At 44.3% G+C, this 18,061-nt stretch carries 14 protein-coding genes; 13 read left to right on the forward strand and 1 reads right to left on the reverse strand.

Features of this window, described 5'->3' with window-relative positions; genetic code table 11:
- Positions 1-102 precede the first annotated feature (102 nt).
- The 6 genes from ystJ to NZD81_RS01030 all read left to right on the forward strand — a co-directional run bounded on the left by ystJ (position 103) and on the right by NZD81_RS01030 (position 6,924).
- On the forward strand, positions 103-1,335 hold the full coding sequence (gene ystJ, locus NZD81_RS01005) for an NADP-dependent malic enzyme (protein ID WP_014664951.1): 1,233 nt from the start codon (positions 103-105) through the stop codon (positions 1,333-1,335).
- Positions 1,336-1,669: 334 nt separating this feature from the next.
- Entirely contained in the window at positions 1,670-2,542 is an 873-nt protein-coding gene (gene accD / locus NZD81_RS01010; RefSeq protein WP_040082155.1) for an acetyl-CoA carboxylase, carboxyltransferase subunit beta, read from the forward strand.
- Positions 2,527-3,504 (forward strand): acetyl-CoA carboxylase carboxyl transferase subunit alpha, encoded by a 978-nt coding sequence (gene accA / locus NZD81_RS01015; RefSeq protein WP_014664949.1) that lies wholly within the window; start codon positions 2,527-2,529, stop codon positions 3,502-3,504. The genes accD and accA overlap by 16 nt, the downstream gene beginning before the upstream one ends.
- Before the next feature lie 183 nt (positions 3,505-3,687).
- Entirely contained in the window at positions 3,688-4,647 is a 960-nt protein-coding gene (gene pfkA / locus NZD81_RS01020; protein WP_003229420.1) for a 6-phosphofructokinase, read from the forward strand.
- A 42-nt stretch (positions 4,648-4,689) separates the two neighbouring features.
- The gene (gene pyk, locus NZD81_RS01025) at positions 4,690-6,447 is read left to right on the forward strand and encodes a pyruvate kinase (protein ID WP_040082156.1); all 1,758 of its coding nucleotides are present in this window, start codon (positions 4,690-4,692) and stop codon (positions 6,445-6,447) included.
- A gap of 93 nt (positions 6,448-6,540) precedes the next feature.
- Positions 6,541-6,924: an FxsA family protein gene (locus NZD81_RS01030; protein ID WP_014664946.1), complete on the forward strand. Its 384-nt coding sequence runs from the start codon at positions 6,541-6,543 to the stop codon at positions 6,922-6,924.
- Positions 6,925-6,955: 31 nt separating this feature from the next.
- On the opposite strand, the gene ytvI is transcribed toward NZD81_RS01030, so the two are convergent.
- Positions 6,956-8,071, reverse strand: coding sequence for a sporulation integral membrane protein YtvI (ytvI, locus tag NZD81_RS01035; protein WP_206869254.1), 1,116 nt, complete (start codon positions 8,069-8,071; stop codon positions 6,956-6,958).
- 96 nt (positions 8,072-8,167) lie between these two features.
- Between ytvI and NZD81_RS01040 the strand changes: the two genes are divergently transcribed.
- From NZD81_RS01040 to polA, 7 genes are all read left to right on the forward strand, one after another.
- Complete coding sequence (locus NZD81_RS01040; RefSeq protein WP_004398695.1) at positions 8,168-8,632, forward strand: DUF441 domain-containing protein; 465 nt, start codon at positions 8,168-8,170, stop codon at positions 8,630-8,632.
- A gap of 331 nt (positions 8,633-8,963) precedes the next feature.
- Positions 8,964-10,082, forward strand: coding sequence for a citrate synthase (gene citZ, locus NZD81_RS01045; protein ID WP_004398810.1), 1,119 nt, complete (start codon positions 8,964-8,966; stop codon positions 10,080-10,082).
- Positions 10,083-10,246: 164 nt separating this feature from the next.
- Positions 10,247-11,518: an NADP-dependent isocitrate dehydrogenase gene (gene icd / locus NZD81_RS01050; protein ID WP_003229433.1), complete on the forward strand. Its 1,272-nt coding sequence runs from the start codon at positions 10,247-10,249 to the stop codon at positions 11,516-11,518.
- 43 nt (positions 11,519-11,561) lie between these two features.
- Positions 11,562-12,500, forward strand: coding sequence for a malate dehydrogenase (mdh, locus tag NZD81_RS01055; RefSeq protein WP_282373056.1), 939 nt, complete (start codon positions 11,562-11,564; stop codon positions 12,498-12,500).
- 211 nt (positions 12,501-12,711) lie between these two features.
- Positions 12,712-13,434, forward strand: coding sequence for a two-component system response regulator PhoP (phoP, locus tag NZD81_RS01060; protein WP_014664941.1), 723 nt, complete (start codon positions 12,712-12,714; stop codon positions 13,432-13,434).
- The gene (gene phoR / locus NZD81_RS01065) at positions 13,427-15,166 is read left to right on the forward strand and encodes a sensory box histidine kinase PhoR (protein ID WP_014664940.1); all 1,740 of its coding nucleotides are present in this window, start codon (positions 13,427-13,429) and stop codon (positions 15,164-15,166) included. Before phoP ends, phoR begins: the two co-directional genes overlap by 8 nt.
- A 243-nt stretch (positions 15,167-15,409) precedes the next feature.
- Complete coding sequence (gene polA, locus NZD81_RS01070) at positions 15,410-18,052, forward strand: DNA polymerase I (RefSeq protein WP_014664939.1); 2,643 nt, start codon at positions 15,410-15,412, stop codon at positions 18,050-18,052.
- Positions 18,053-18,061: the final 9 nt, after the last annotated feature.

Here is an 18,061-nt window from a genome sequence, read left to right on the forward strand (position 1 = left end):
GTGATCCTGTTTAAATATTCAGATAGATTTTACTCCGCAGAATGCAGCAAACAACACAGCAGTATACGAATCAAAAAATATCCATAAGGAGTGTTTAAGAGAATGTCATTAAGAGAAGAAGCATTACACCTGCATAAAGTCAACCAGGGGAAACTGGAGTCTAAATCAAAAGTAGAGGTCAGAAACGCGAAAGATTTAAGCCTCGCGTATTCTCCGGGTGTTGCAGAACCGTGTAAGGATATTCATGAAGACATTAACAAAGTATATGATTATACAATGAAGGGGAACATGGTAGCAGTTGTAACTGACGGTACAGCTGTGCTTGGCCTTGGAAACATCGGCCCTGAAGCCGCGCTTCCTGTTATGGAAGGAAAAGCCGTTCTATTCAAAAGCTTTGCGGGCGTAGATGCGTTTCCGATTGCTTTAAACACAAACGATGTTGATAAAATCGTAGAAACTGTTAAATTGCTTGAGCCGACATTTGGCGGCGTCAACCTTGAAGACATTGCAGCACCAAACTGCTTTATCATTGAAGAGCGCCTCAAAAAAGAAACAAACATCCCTGTTTTCCATGATGATCAGCACGGTACAGCCATTGTAACGGTAGCAGGTCTTGTAAACGCACTGAAACTGTCTGGAAAATCAATGTCATCCATTAAGGTTGTCGCAAACGGCGCGGGTGCGGCTGGCATTGCGATTATCAAGCTTCTTCACCATTACGGCGTTCGTGACATTGTGATGTGCGATTCTAAAGGGGCCATTTATGAAGGGCGCCCGAACGGCATGAACGATGTCAAAAACGAAGTGGCGAAATTCACGAACCAAGACCGCAAAGACGGTTCTCTGAAAGATGTCATCGTTGATGCTGACGTATTTATCGGTGTTTCTGTAGCGGGTGCGTTAACAAAAGAAATGGTTCAAAGCATGGCAAAAGATCCGATTATCTTTGCAATGGCAAATCCAAATCCGGAAATCATGCCGGAAGATGCGCGTGAAGCCGGCGCAAGCGTTATCGGAACAGGACGTTCTGACTTCCCGAACCAAGTAAACAATGTCCTTGCATTCCCTGGTATTTTCCGCGGAGCGCTTGACGTGCGTGCCACTCACATTAACGAAGAAATGAAAATCGCAGCGGTTGAAGCTATTGCTTCACTGGTTTCAGAAGATGAGCTTAGCGCAGACTATGTCATCCCTGCACCGTTTGATAAACGTGTTGCGCCTGCTGTTGCGAAGGCTGTGGCAAAAGCTGCGATGGAAACAGGTGTTGCAAGAATCACTGTTGACCCTGAGGAAGTCGCAGAAAAAACAAGAAAACTTACGATTATTGGCGAATAATTTTAATTCGTTCCAAAAATGGCAGCGCGTTGGCGGAGACCAGCGCGCTATTCTCAAGTTAAACTGTCGGCTGAAATTTTTTTAGGGGGTTGGCCTTAAAAAAATTTCAGCCGCGTTTAACATTATTTTTGAATACGCTGTCAACCTTGTCGTTTCAACACCTTATCTGATTTCATCCCAGCCTTTCCGAGCACGTCATCGAATAAAAAGTTGTCGAATTGAGGATGACAGCGTTTGACAAAAAAAGTACAATAGTTTCGGTAAAGTTATTAGCAAGTCTATCTGTTTGATGACATGCGGTGAAGAGAACCCTTCACAAAAGGGAGGTAATCATTTGTTAAAGGATATATTCACGAAAAAGAAAAAGTATGCTTCCGTACCATCTGATCAAGCGAAGCACGATGTTCCGGAAGGCATTATGACAAAATGTCCTAAGTGTAAAAAAATCATGCTCACTAAAGAGTTGGATAAAAATATGCGGGTATGCATGAACTGCGATTATCATTTCCCAATGAACGCAAAACAGCGTATCGAAAGCTTGATGGATGAACAATCCTTTGAGGAATTCAACCAGGGAATGCTGTCGGAAAATCCGCTTGGTTTCCCGGGATATCTGGAAAAGCTTGAAAAAGATCGCGAGAAAACATCCTTAAACGAGGCTGTTGTGACAGGTAAGGGCACCATCGGAGGACACCCTGCTGTTGTCGCCGTCATGGATTCTTCATTCAGAATGGGCAGCATGGGTTCAGTCGTCGGTGAAAAAATCACGCTTGCGATTGAAAAAGCAAAAGCTGATAAAGTTCCGTTTATTATTTTTACGGCTTCAGGCGGCGCTAGAATGCAGGAAGGCATATTAAGTTTGATGCAGATGGCTAAGACAAGCTCTGCGTTAAAACTGTTCAGCGATGAACAGGGTCTTATCATTTCTGTGATGACGCATCCGACTACTGGAGGCGTATCAGCAAGCTTTGCATCTCTTGGCGATTACAATTTCGCTGAGCCTGGCGCGCTGATCGGTTTTGCCGGAAGACGGATTATTGAACAGACAATAGGAGAAAAACTGCCTGAGGACTTTCAAACGGCTGAATTTTTATTAAAACATGGACAGCTTGATGCGGTTATTCATCGTGACGATATGAAAAAAACGTTAGAAAATCTGCTGGATATGCATCAAACAGGAGGTGACATTGAGTGGCTCCAAGATTAGAATTTGAAAAACCGGTGATCGAACTGCAAAACAAAATCACCGAACTAAAAAAATTCACCCAAGATTCCGATATGGATCTAAGTGCGGAAATTGAACGGCTGGAAGACCGTCTCGCTAAGCTTCAGGATGATATTTACAAAAATCTGAAACCATGGGACCGGGTCCAAATCGCACGTCTGGCTGACCGTCCGACAACGCTTGATTATATCGAACACCTGTTTACTGACTTTTTTGAATGTCATGGAGACAGAGCATACGGTGACGATGAAGCCATTGTCGGCGGGATTGCGAAGTTCCACGGCCTTCCTGTAACGGTAATCGGGCATCAGCGCGGGAAAGATACGAAGGAGAACCTTGTCCGCAATTTTGGGATGCCGCATCCTGAAGGCTACAGAAAAGCGCTGCGTCTGATGAAACAGGCTGACAAATTTAACAGACCGATTATCTGTTTTATTGATACGAAGGGGGCATACCCTGGACGAGCAGCGGAAGAAAGAGGACAAAGCGAAGCCATTGCCAAAAACCTATTTGAGATGGCCGGCCTCCGAGTACCTGTTATCTGCATCGTTATTGGTGAAGGCGGAAGCGGCGGAGCCCTTGGTCTGGGTGTAGGCAACCACTTGCATATGCTGGAAAACTCTACTTATTCTGTTATTTCTCCAGAAGGTGCCGCGGCACTTTTATGGAAGGACTCCAGTCTTGCTAAAAAAGCAGCAGAAACCATGAAAATCACTGCGCCGGATTTAAAAGAATTAGGTATTATAGATCATATGATTAAAGAAGTAAAAGGCGGAGCGCATCACGATGTAAAGCTGCAGGCAAGTTATATGGACGAAACCCTTAAACAATCGTTAAAAACTTTGTTGAAGCTGAGCGAAGAAGAATTAATTCAGCAGCGCTATGAAAAATATAAAGCGATTGGCAAAGTCTCGGTTGAAGATCAATATATCGGGGTAAACTAAATAAACGTGAAGCCTTTGGCTCACGTTTATTTTTTGTGACATTCCTTAAATTTTATTTAAAAACGATTTATTTAATTGTATAATAGGTAAGGTTTCATAGGGAGGATGGAGATCCCTTTTCATTGTTTTTAGGGCAATGATCATGTTATGTTTAATCATATATGTTGCTGAGGTGAATGGAGAATGAAACGTATAGGGGTATTAACGAGCGGCGGGGATTCCCCGGGAATGAACGCAGCAGTTCGCGCAGTAGTCAGAAAAGCGATTTATCATGACGTTGAAGTTTACGGTATTTACAACGGATACGCGGGATTAATCAGCGGAAAGATTGAAAAGCTTGAACTCGGATCAGTAGGCGATATTATACATCGCGGAGGCACAAAGCTTTATACGGCAAGATGTCCTGAATTCAAAACAGTTGAAGGCCGTGAAAAAGGGATAGCAAACTTGAAGAAGCTTGGTATTGAAGGCCTTGTTGTTATTGGCGGAGACGGTTCCTATATGGGTGCGAAAAAATTAACGGAACACGGGTTTCCATGTGTAGGTGTACCGGGTACAATTGATAATGACATTCCGGGCACGGATTTTACCATCGGTTTCGATACAGCTTTAAATACAGTAATTGACGCAATTGATAAGATTCGAGATACAGCGACTTCTCATGAACGTACATATGTGATCGAAGTAATGGGCCGTCATGCCGGCGATATCGCATTGTGGGCCGGTCTTGCAGGGGGCGCGGAATCGATCTTAATCCCTGAGGCAGACTATGACATGCACGAAATCATTGCCCGCTTAAAACGCGGCCACGAACGCGGCAAGAAGCACAGCATTATCATTGTTGCCGAAGGTGTAGGCAGCGGGGTTGAATTCGGGAAACGCATTGAAGAAGAAACAAATCTTGAAACTAGGGTATCTGTATTGGGCCATATCCAGCGCGGAGGTTCTCCGAGTGCTGCTGACCGTGTGTTGGCAAGCCGTCTCGGCGCATATGCAGTTGAACTGCTGCTTGAAGGAAAAGGCGGACGCTGTGTAGGTATACAAAACAATAAGCTTGTAGACCATGATATTATAGAAATATTGGAGACAAAACACACAGTTGAGCAAAACATGTATCAGCTTTCAAAAGAACTGTCTATCTAATATGCAGCTGAAGGCTGAAGATTTCAGAAGGAAGTGAACCAAATGAGAAAAACGAAAATTGTTTGTACCATCGGTCCAGCAAGTGAAAGTATTGAAATGCTTACGAAATTAATGGAGTCAGGAATGAACGTGGCTCGATTAAACTTTTCTCACGGAGATTTTGAGGAGCACGGTGCAAGAATTAAAAATATCCGTGAAGCAAGCAAAAAACTTGGCAAGAACGTTGGAATTCTGCTTGATACAAAAGGTCCTGAGATCCGCACACATACAATGGAAAATGGCGGCATTGAGCTTGAAACAGGCAAAGAGCTTATCATTTCAATGGACGAGGTTGTAGGAACAACAGATAAAATTTCAGTGACATATGAAGGTTTAGTCGATGACGTTGCACAAGGTTCAACGATTCTGTTAGATGACGGCCTTATCGGTCTTGAGGTACTTGATGTAGATGCCGCTAAACGCGAAATCAAAACAAAAGTATTAAACAACGGAACACTGAAAAATAAAAAAGGTGTTAACGTACCGGGCGTAAGTGTCAATCTTCCGGGTATTACTGAGAAGGATGCGCGAGACATCGTTTTCGGTATTGAGCAAGGAGTAGACTTCATCGCGCCATCTTTCATTCGACGTTCCACGGACGTGCTTGAAATCCGTGAGCTTCTTGAAGAGCACAACGCTCAGGATATTCAAATCATCCCTAAAATCGAAAACCAAGAGGGCGTTGACAACATCGATGCGATTCTCGAAGTGTCTGACGGCTTAATGGTTGCGCGCGGAGACTTAGGCGTGGAAATTCCAGCTGAAGAAGTGCCGCTTGTGCAAAAAGAACTGATCAAAAAATGCAACGCGTTGGGCAAACCTGTTATCACAGCGACACAAATGCTTGACAGCATGCAGCGCAACCCGCGTCCGACTCGTGCGGAAGCAAGTGACGTTGCAAACGCGATCTTCGACGGCACAGATGCGATCATGCTTTCTGGTGAAACAGCTGCCGGAAGCTATCCGGTTGAAGCCGTTCAAACCATGCATAACATCGCGTCCCGTTCTGAAGAAGCTTTGAATTATAAAGAAATTCTCTCAAAACGCAGAGACCAAGTAGGCATGACAATTACAGACGCAATTGGACAATCTGTCGCGCATACGGCGATTAACCTGAGCGCTGCTGCGATCGTAACGCCGACAGAAAGCGGCCATACAGCACGCATGATTGCAAAATACCGTCCGCAGGCACCGATTGTTGCGGTTACTGTAAATGACTCTATTTCCAGAAAGCTTGCCCTCGTATCTGGCGTATTCGCGGAAAGCGGCCAAAATGCAAGCTCAACAGATGAGATGCTTGAGGATGCTGTCCAAAAATCATTGAACAGCGGAATTGTAAAACACGGTGACCTTATCGTCATTACGGCAGGTTCTGTCGGTGAGTCTGGCACTACAAACCTAATGAAAGTTTATACTGTCGGCGATATCATCGCTAAAGGCCAAGGCATTGGACGCAAATCAGCTTACGGTACGGTTGTCGTTGCCCAAAATGCAAAAGAAGCTGAGCAAAAAATGACTGACGGTGCGGTACTTGTTACCAAAAGCACTGACCGTGATATGATTGCATCTCTTGAAAAAGCGTCTGCTCTTATTACAGAAGAAGGCGGCTTGACAAGCCATGCTGCGGTAGTCGGATTGAGCCTCGGCATTCCGGTTATCGTTGGTCTTGAAAATGCGACATCTATTTTGACAGAAGGACAGGATATTACCGTTGACGCTTCCAGAGGCGCAGTCTACCAAGGCCGTGCGAGCGTTCTTTAATCACAGGTGAAAACGGAAGGGGAATCCCTTCCTTTTCTCTTTATCTTGCCTTATGTTGAACAGAGGCGTGTTACACGTGTGGGGGGCTTGGATATGAGATTTTTATTTTTGCTTTTTATTGTGTTTCCGGCAATAGAAATCGGCATATTCCTCTTTTCAGGCAAGCTGATTGGCATTTTGCCGACAGTTCTTTTAATGATTCTGACAGGCATTATCGGAGCAGCAGCTGCAAAAAAACAAGGAACCGAAGTGTATTATAAGGTTCAGCGTGATCTTCAATATGGCAAAATGCCGGGAGAAGCGATTGCTGACGGCCTATGCATTTTCATTGGCGGCCTATTGTTGATGCTTCCGGGCTTTTTATCAGATTTGGCCGGCGCCTGTCTTCTTATCCCGTTTACCCGCGGCTGGTGTAAGCCGATTCTGTTCAAATGGCTGAGAGGAATGTCAAAGAATAAGCGGATCATCATCAAATAAAAACGGCAGCCATGTAACATGGGCTGCTGTTTTATTTTTGCTGAACGGTGATATAGGACCATACTTCCTTTAATGCGCCTGTCGTAATGAAAGCTTGGATAATGACGAGAACAGCCGGCCCGGCAATCAGTCCTAAAAACCCGAATAATTTAAAGCCGGCAAACAGGGCGATGAGCGTTGCCAGCGGATCGATCCCGATAGATTTACTGAGTATTTTAGGTTCTGTCAGCTGCCGCTGAACAAGAACGACGAGATACAGTATGCCGATTCCGATCGCTTGAGGCAGCTGGCCTGTAATCGATAAATACAAAATCCACGGCACAAATACGGAGCCCGCACCCAAGTAAGGGAGAAGATCAACAAGCCCGATTAAAAAAGCGATTGTTGCGGCATGTTCAACCTGTAAGAGAGAAAGGCCGATAAACACAATCACCATCGTTATGAAAACGAGGACGGCTTGTGCTTTGATAAAACCAGTCATTGCTTTTTTTAATTCGCTGCTGATCGCTTTACTGTTAGCTGTCACACGATCCGGCAGAATCAAAACAAGCATGGCTTTCAGCTTATGCCAATCCTTTGTCATAAAAAATGTTGCCAGAAGAGAAAAAATCAGAACCGCCGCCGTATTGGGAAGAAGCGCGAAAAACCTCGGGATCATTTCTAGAATGTGGGACAGCAGCAGCCCGGCATTTTTAGCAGCTGAATCACCGAGTGTCTGGATGTGGGTGACGATGGAAGCCTGCTGGTTCGTTTCCAATTCTTGAAACAAAAGAGTTAACTCGTTATAGAGCGGCTGAATATGAGTTGTAAACAATTTTTCGCAATAGGAAATAAACGTGCTGATATGCGGAGGCAGCGTTTTTGCTAGATAGGCTGTACCCGTTACGATTTCGGCTACCAGAATGGTGAGAACGCCGAAGGCTGCGAGCAGAAAAAAAGCAAGTACGCCCAGAACATTTATCGTTCGGGGGAATCCTGTCACTTTGTCCAAATAATCGACAACAGGATGAATCACTGATGAAAGAATAAGGGCGATCAGGAACGGATAAGTTAACGGAAACGAATAATAGGCCGCAGCTATCGACCCTGCGGTAATTGATATGACAAAGAGGGTTCTGAAAAAAATAGTAATATAAGATTGATTCACGAAAACGGTCCTCCTCTCGTCAGCATGTCCTATTTTTTATATGTATTCACGCTGCGGCTGAATATGAATACATTCACCTTAAAGGAGGGATGGCATGTGTTTACACAAGCGAATTTATTTTTAATTTTACTCTTGGCCATCGCACTTATCGCAAAAAACCAATCATTGCTTTTTGCTGTATCCGTCCTTTTGATCATCAAAATCGTTGGACTTGATCAGAAATTATTTCCGACCATCCAGTCAAAAGGCATTAACTGGGGTGTGACCATTATTACCATCGCCGTTCTTGTCCCGATTGCCACGGGAGAAATCGGATTTAAGCAGCTTGGAGAGGCAATGCGGTCTTCCTACGCATGGATCGCCTTGGGAGCGGGAATCGCAGTGGCGCTGATTGCCAAAAACGGCCTGACTCTGCTGGAAAATGACCCGCATATTACAACTGCCCTTGTGATCGGGACCATTCTCGCAGTCGCGCTTTTTGGCGGAGTAGCAGTGGGCCCGCTGATCGGAGCGGGGATTGCTTATTTAGCCATGCAGATCGTAAAACTGTTCACTTCATGAAAAAAGCGGCCTTAAAGCCGCTTTTTTTGTATGCAAAAACCCGCAAATAAAGGCGTTTTTTCGGGGAAATCACAGAATGAAAAAAAAATTATAGGTAAACATTTAACAAATGTCTGATTATTGTTTATAATGAGAATAGGCTTAAACTTAAATAAGCTTATAAGAATTTGTTATGTTCTTTCATAAGCAAAGGGTTTTAGTACTAGCAGCCAGTAAAATGTAAGCATTTTCTTTTTGGGGGAGAGAAATACTTGCATCATGCTTTTTAAGTAAGCCTCATGTTTTTACAACACTCTTAAAGGGGAAATTTATTGAAAAGGAGATGTTATATATGACAGCGACACGCGGTCTTGAAGGGGTTGTAGCAACAACATCATCTGTTAGTTCTATTATTGACGATACCCTTACATATGTGGGGTATGATATCGATGATTTGACAGAGAATGCAAGTTTTGAAGAAATCATCTACTTGCTTTGGCATCTAAGGCTGCCAAACAAAAAAGAGCTTGAAGAGTTAAAGCAGCAGCTTGCAAAGGAAGCTGCCGTTCCGCAAGAAATTATAGAGCACTTCAAATCTTATTCCCTCGAAAATGTTCATCCCATGGCTGCTCTTAGGACAGCAATTTCATTATTAGGCCTGCTTGACAGCGAGGCTGATACCATGAACCCGGAAGCCAACTACAGAAAGGCGATCCGCCTTCAGGCAAAGGTGCCTGGCCTGGTTGCAGCGTTTTCCAGAATTCGCAAGGGTCTTGAGCCTGTAGAACCGAGAGAAGATTACGGTATTGCGGAGAATTTTCTTTACACATTAAACGGTGAAGAGCCTTCACCAATTGAGGTTGAAGCCTTCAACAAAGCATTGATTTTACATGCTGACCACGAGCTGAACGCGTCAACGTTCACAGCGAGGGTCTGCGTCGCGACACTTTCCGATATCTATTCAGGCATTACTGCAGCAATCGGTGCGCTTAAAGGGCCTCTGCATGGCGGAGCGAATGAAGGCGTTATGAAAATGCTGACAGAAATCGGTGAAGTGGAAAACGCTGAGCCGTACATCCGCGCTAAACTTGAAAAGAAAGAAAAAATCATGGGATTCGGCCACCGTGTGTATAAGCATGGTGATCCGCGCGCGAAGCATCTGAAAGAAATGAGCAAGCGCCTGACTAACCTGACGGGCGAAAGCAAATGGTATGAGATGTCGATTCGTATAGAAGACATCGTCACATCAGAGAAAAAGCTTCCGCCTAACGTTGATTTCTATTCGGCTTCTGTATATCACAGTCTCGGCATTGACCATGATTTGTTTACACCGATTTTTGCCGTAAGCAGAATGTCCGGGTGGCTCGCCCATATTCTTGAGCAGTATGACAACAACCGTCTAATCCGCCCGCGGGCAGATTACACAGGCCCTGACAAACAAAAATTCGTTCCGATTGAAGAAAGAGCCTAAAGAACCATTGGAGGCTGGCTTGCGTCAATGAGGTTAGCCTCTTGTTCAGAACATCAAATTTGAGTTACACTTTAAATTGAATGTTGAGAAAAATCATTTTGTTTTCTATATAAGAAAAATAAAATGTTTTCTAAATATGAATTACATACTGGGAGGTTTTTATTGTGGCACAAGGTGAAAAAATTACAGTCTCTAACGGAGTATTAAACGTACCAAACAACCCGATTATCCCGTTTATCGAAGGAGACGGAACCGGTCCTGATATTTGGAACGCGGCTTCGAAGGTTTTGGAAGCAGCAGTAGAAAAAGCATACAAAGGCGAAAAGAAAATTACGTGGAAAGAAGTTTATGCCGGAGAAAAGGCTTATAATAAAACAGGTGAGTGGCTCCCTGCTGAAACATTAGATGTGATCCGCGAATATTTTATCGCGATTAAAGGCCCGTTAACGACACCTGTCGGCGGCGGTATCCGTTCTTTGAACGTAGCACTCAGACAAGAGCTTGACCTATTCGTCTGCTTAAGACCTGTAAGATACTTTACTGGAGTGCCGTCACCGGTAAAACGACCTGAAGATACTGATATGGTTATCTTCCGTGAAAATACAGAAGATATTTACGCAGGCATCGAGTATGCAAAAGGCTCAGAAGAAGTACAAAAGCTTATCAGCTTCCTTCAAAATGAGTTAAACGTCAACAAAATCCGTTTCCCTGAGACATCAGGCATTGGCATTAAGCCTGTTTCCGAGGAAGGAACAAGCCGTTTAGTCAGAGCTGCCATTGATTATGCAATTGAGCATGGCCGCAAATCCGTAACGCTTGTTCATAAAGGAAACATCATGAAGTTCACTGAAGGCGCCTTCAAAAACTGGGGCTATGAACTTGCTGAAAAAGAGTACGGAGATAAAGTCTTCACATGGGCTCAATATGACCGCATTGCTGAAGAACAAGGAAAAGACGCTGCCAACAAAGCGCAAAGCGAAGCGGAAGCAGCAGGAAAAATCATTATCAAAGACAGCATTGCTGACATTTTCCTTCAGCAGATCTTAACGCGTCCAAACGAGTTTGATGTCGTTGCGACAATGAACTTGAACGGAGATTACATTTCTGATGCCCTTGCTGCGCAAGTCGGCGGAATCGGCATTGCTCCTGGAGCGAACATCAACTATGAAACAGGACATGCGATTTTCGAGGCGACGCACGGAACGGCTCCTAAATATGCAGGCCTTGATAAAGTAAATCCATCTTCAGTTATTCTTTCAGGCGTTCTGCTTCTTGAGCATTTAGGATGGAACGAAGCGGCTGATTTGGTTATCAAATCTATGGAAAAAACAATCGCTTCTAAAGTCGTAACTTACGATTTTGCCAGATTAATGGATGGCGCGACTGAAGTGAAATGTTCAGAGTTCGGAGAAGAACTGATCAAAAACATGGACTAAGCAAGGAAAAAGCCTAAAACTAGCCATAAAGGAGAAGAGAGACATGGGAAATACTCGTAAAAAAGTTTCTGTTATCGGAGCAGGTTTTACCGGAGCTACAACTGCATTTTTAATCGCTCAAAAAGAGCTGGCAGACGTTGTTCTTGTTGACATTCCGCAATTGGAGAACCCGACAAAGGGAAAAGCGCTTGATATGCTTGAAGCAAGCCCGGTTCAAGGCTTTGACGCAAAAATTACGGGAACATCCAATTACGAGGATACAGCTGGCTCTGACATTGTTGTCATTACAGCCGGTATCGCAAGAAAACCTGGTATGAGCAGGGATGATCTGGTCTCTACAAACGAAAAGATTATGAGAAGCGTTACACGGGAAATCGTGAAATATTCTCCTGACTCTATTATTGTGGTGCTGACAAATCCTGTTGATGCAATGACATACGCGGTGTACAAAGAATCCGGCTTCCCTAAAGAGCGTGTAATCGGCCAGTCCGGTGTGCTTGATACGGCGAGATTCAGAACATTTGTGGCAGAGGAATTAAACCTGTCAGTGAAAGATGTGACTGGTTTCGTACTCGGCGGACACGGTGACGATATGGTGCCGCTTGTGCGTTATTCTTATGCCGGCGGTATCCCGCTTGAAACTCTCATTCCGAAAGATCGGATTGACGCAATTGTGGAGCGCACTAGAAAAGGCGGAGGCGAAATCGTGAATCTTCTTGGAAACGGAAGCGCGTATTATGCGCCTGCGGCTTCTCTGACAGAAATGGTCGAAGCGATCTTGAAAGATCAGCGCCGCGTCCTTCCTACAATTGCTTATCTTGAAGGGGAATACGGCTATGAAGGCATCTACCTTGGCGTTCCTACAATTGTAGGCGGCAACGGACTTGAACAAATCATTGAACTTGAACTGACAGACTATGAAAGAGCGCAGCTGAATAAATCAGTTGAATCTGTCAAAAATGTCATGAAAGTATTATCCTAATAAAAAGAGAGAAAGGCTTGCTTGATACAGCCTTTCTCTTTTTGCTATATATGAAAGCGCTACCATTATCGTTTGTATTTCTTTTAAAAATGGTGTAAAAGGCGAATTGTCGGAATGTCCTGCTTTCGCTAAAATAAAATCATGAAACATGTTAAGATGACATAAAATAGAGAAATAGGATGTCGGGGAATTATAATACTGGAGGCACAGCATGAACAAGAAAATTTTAGTTGTGGATGATGAAGAATCTATTGTTACTCTTTTACAGTACAATTTGGAACGGTCAGGCTATGATGTTATTACCGCCTCGGATGGGGAAGAAGCACTCAAAAAAGCGGAAACAGAGAAACCTGATTTGATTGTGCTTGATGTGATGCTTCCAAAATTGGACGGAATCGAAGTATGCAAGCAGCTGAGACAGCAAAAACTGATGTTTCCCATTTTAATGCTGACAGCGAAGGATGAGGAATTCGACAAAGTATTAGGGCTTGAGCTTGGTGCTGACGATTATATGACCAAGCCGTTCAGTCCAAGGGAAGTAAATGCGAGAGTCAAAGCGATTTTAAGGCGTTCGGAAATGGCTGCGCCCTCTAGTGAAATGAAGAACGATGACATGGAAGGCCAGATCGTAATTGGCGATCTGAAAATCCTGCCTGATCATTATGAAGCGTACTTTAAAGAAAATCAGCTTGAACTGACACCGAAAGAATTCGAACTGCTGCTTTATTTAGGCAGACATAAAGGCAGAGTTCTGACAAGAGATCTGCTGCTGAGTGCAGTCTGGAATTATGATTTTGCCGGAGATACGAGAATAGTTGATGTGCATATCAGCCATCTTCGCGACAAAATTGAATATAATACCAAAAAACCGATCTATATTAAAACGATTAGGGGATTGGGGTATAAACTGGAGGAGCCAAAAATGAATGAATAAAAACCGTGTGCGCCTTTTTTCTGTATTCGTTGTCTGTTTGATTCTGGTGTTTTGTGTCCTCGGGCTGTTTTTACAGCAGCTCTTTGAAACATCTGGTCAAAGGAAAGCAGAGGAACACATTGAAAAAGAAGCAAAATACATGGCTTCGCTACTTGATGCCGGCAATCTAAATGATCGAGCAAACGAGAAAATCATTAAAGATGCAGGCGAGGCGCTTGATGTGAGTGCAGCCGTTATTGATACAGACGGCAAGGTGCTGTATGGGTCAAACGGGAGAGCGGCAGATTCCCAAAAGGTGCAGGCGCTTGTTTCTGGCCATGAGGGGATTCTTTCAACAGCAGATAACAAGCTTTATTACGGACTTTCACTTAGAAGCGAAGGTGAAAAAACAGGATATGTGCTGCTTTCCGCCTCTGAAAAAAGCGACGGCTTGAAAGGCGAATTGTGGGGAATGCTGACGGCCAGTCTTTGTACCGCATTTATCGTCATTGTTTATTTTTATTCCAGCATGACCTCACGTTATAAAAAGTCAATAGAAGCAGCGACAAATGTAGCCACAGAACTTTCTAAGGGGAACTATGATGCACGGACGTACGGCGGCTATATCAGACGCTCTGATAAGCTTGGACGTGCGATGAACAGCCTTGCCATTGATCTGATGGAAATGACCCGAACGCAGGAAATGCAACGGGATCGGCTGCTGACAGTCATTGAAAACATTGGCTCCGGACTGATTATGATCGACGGAAGAGGCTTTATTAATCTTGTAAACAGGTCTTACGCCAAGCAGTTTCATATCAATCCGAATCAGATGCTGCGCCGTCTTTATCACGATGCATTTGAACATGAAGAAGTGATCCAGCTAGTCGAAGATATTTTTATGACGGAGACAAAGAAATGCAAGCTGTTAAGACTTCCGATCAAAATAGAACGGCGTTATTTTGAAGTGGACGGCGTTCCGATTATGGGGCCGGACGATGAATGGAAAGGAATTGTGCTTGTTTTCCATGACATGACGGAAACAAAGAAATTAGAGCAGATGAGGAAGGATTTTGTGGCCAATGTTTCTCATGAGCTGAAAACACCGATTACGTCCATAAAAGGGTTTACGGAGACGTTATTGGATGGGGCGATGGAAGACAAAGAGGCGCTTTCTGAATTTCTCTCTATTATTCTTAAGGAAAGCGAAAGACTTCAGTCTTTGGTTCAGGATTTGCTCGATCTCTCAAAAATCGAGCAGCAAAATTTCACGCTCAGTATCGATACGTTTGAGCCGGCCAAAATGCTTTGTGAGATTGAAACGCTTCTGAAGCATAAGGCCGATGAGAAAGGCATCTCCTTGCAACTGAATATTCCGAAAGACCCTCAATATGTGTCAGGTGATCCGTACAGGCTGAAACAGGTATTTCTTAATCTCGTAAACAATGCGTTAACCTACACGCCTGAGGGAGGCTCAGTGGCTATCAATGTAAAGCCCAGAGAAAAAGACATTCAGATTGAGGTCGCCGATTCCGGAATCGGAATTCAGAAAGAAGAAATTCCGCGCATTTTTGAACGCTTTTACCGCGTAGATAAAGACAGAAGCAGGAATTCGGGGGGAACCGGGCTGGGCCTTGCGATTGTGAAGCATTTAATAGAGGCTCATGAAGGGAAAATTGATGTCACAAGCGAGCCTGGACGGGGAACTGTCTTTACCGTGACGCTGAAACGGGCCGCTGAAAAGTCCGCCTAATGTTTACAAAGGTTTAACAATATCTTCATGCACTGTTAAACCTATGCTGGTAGGATGTAGTAGAACCCCTTCATCCAAGGAGCCAATTTTGACGGCGGGAACCTATTTGTGTTCCCGTCCTTTTTTGTGTGTTCTCTTATAGTTCACGTATTTTCCTTTCAAATTGAACTTTGTTAAAATAAGAGGAGCTAATGACTATGTAAGAGATGAATGGAAGCGTGAGGCTTCTTAGGAGGAAATTGAATGACGGAACGAAAAAAATTAGTGCTTGTAGACGGAAACAGTCTGGCTTACCGGGCGTTTTTTGCATTGCCGCTGTTAAGCAATGACAAAGGTGTTCATACAAATGCTGTATACGGCTTTGCGATGATTTTGATGAAAATGCTTGAGGATGAAAAACCGACGCATATGCTGGTTGCGTTCGATGCCGGGAAAACAACATTTCGTCACGGCACATTTAAAGAATATAAAGGCGGCAGACAGAAAACCCCGCCTGAGCTTTCCGAACAAATGCCTTTTATCCGCGAGCTGCTTGATGCCTATCAGATCAGCCGCTATGAACTGGACCAATATGAAGCGGATGATATTATCGGTACACTGGCCAAATCGGCTGAAAAAGACGGGTTTGAAGTAAAGGTTTTCTCAGGAGATAAGGATTTAACTCAGCTGGCAACGGACAACACGACAGTTGCCATTACGAGAAAGGGAATTACCGATGTTGAATTTTACACACCGGAGCATGTCAAAGAGAAATACGGGCTTACGCCTGAACAAATCATTGACATGAAGGGTCTGATGGGCGATTCCTCAGATAATATCCCGGGTGTGCCCGGCGTCGGAGAAAAGACTGCGATTAAGCTTTTAAAACAATTTGATTCCGTTGAAAAGCTGCTGGAGTCCATTGACGAGGTGAGCGGAAAGAAATTGAAGGAAAAGCTTGAGGAATTTAAGGATCAGGCATTGATGAGCAAGGAGCTTGCGACGATTATGACGGATGCTCCGATTGAGGTATCTGTTTCCGGCCTGGAATATCAAGGCTTTAACCGTGAACAGGTCATTGCCATCTTTAAAGATCTTGGCTTCAACACGCTTCTTGAACGGCTTGGGGAAGACAGTGCAGAAGCGGAGCAGGATCAGTCGTTAGAAGACATTAATGTCGAAATCGTTACAGACGTAACCAGCGGTATATTGGTTTCTCCATCTGCATTTGTCGTTGAACAGATTGGCGATAATTATCATGAAGAGCCGATTCTCGGATTTTCGATCGTAAATGAAACGGGAGCTTATTTCATTCCGAAAGACATTGCCGTTGAGTCTGAGGTGTTTAAAGAATGGGTGGAAAATGACGAGCAGAAGAAATGGGTCTTCGACAGCAAGCGGGCTGTTGTTGCCTTGCGCTGGCAGGGCATTGAGCTAAAGGGTGCCGAGTTTGATACGCTCCTTGCGGCCTATATCATCAACCCGGGCAATTCATATGACGACGTTGCGAGTGTGGCCAAGGATTATGGCCTGCATATCGTTTCGAGCGATGAATCAGTTTACGGCAAAGGGGCAAAACGGGCAGTGCCGTCAGAAGACGTACTGTCTGAGCACCTTGGCCGAAAAGCGTTAGCTATTCAAAGCCTTCGGGAAAAGCTTGTTCAGGAGCTGGAAAACAATGATCAGCTTGAGCTGTTTGAAGAGCTTGAAATGCCTCTTGCGCTTATTCTCGGAGAAATGGAATCAACTGGCGTCAAGGTCGATGTTGACCGTTTAAAACGGATGGGTGAAGAACTGGGTGCGAAGCTGAAGGAATATGAAGAAAAAATCCATGAGATCGCGGGAGAGCCGTTTAACATCAATTCTCCGAAACAGCTCGGCGTCATCTTGTTTGAAAAAATTGGCCTTCCTGTCGTAAAGAAAACGAAAACAGGTTATTCTACGTCTGCCGATGTGCTTGAAAAGCTGGCTGACAAGCATGATATTGTCGACTATATTTTGCAGTACAGACAAATTGGCAAGCTCCAATCAACATATATCGAAGGGCTTTTAAAAGTGACGAGACCTGATTCGCATAAAGTGCACACGCGCTTTAATCAGGCCTTAACGCAAACTGGCCGTCTCAGCTCGACTGATCCGAATCTGCAAAACATTCCGATCAGGCTTGAGGAAGGACGAAAAATTCGCCAAGCTTTTGTGCCGTCTGAAAAAGACTGGCTCATTTTTGCAGCCGATTATTCACAAATCGAGCTGCGGGTGCTTGCCCATATTTCAAAGGATGAAAATCTTATCGAAGCTTTTACAAACGATATGGATATTCATACGAAAACAGCAATGGATGTGTTCCATGTTGCTGAGGATGAAGTAACATCTGCGATGAGACGCCAGGCGAAAGCGGTCAACTTTGGCATTGTTTACGGCATCAGTGATTACGGTCTGTCACAGAACCTCGGCATCACCAGAAAGGAAGCCGGTGCATTTATCGACCGCTATCTGGAAAGCTTCCAAGGCGTAAAAGCGTACATGGAAGATTCAGTTCAGGACGCGAAGCAAAAAGGGTACGTAACAACACTTATGCATCGACGCCGCTACATTCCTGAGCTGACGAGCCGAAACTTTAATATCCGCAGTTTTGCGGAGCGGACGGCCATGAATACACCGATTCAAGGAAGCGCCGCTGATATCATCAAAAAAGCTATGATTGACATGGCTGCCAAGCTGAAAGAAAAACAGCTGAAAGCAAGGCTGCTGCTTCAAGTACACGATGAATTGATATTTGAAGCGCCACAGGAGGAAATTGAAATTCTTGAAAAGCTTGTTCCTGAAGTAATGGAGCATGCGCTTGCATTAGATGTGCCGTTAAAGGTGGACTTTGCATCAGGCCCATCTTGGTACGATGCGAAATAAACAGAGATA

The sequence above is a fragment of the Bacillus sp. B.PNR1 genome, assembly GCF_030386235.1.
Lineage (GTDB): Bacteria > Bacillota > Bacilli > Bacillales > Bacillaceae > Bacillus > Bacillus stercoris.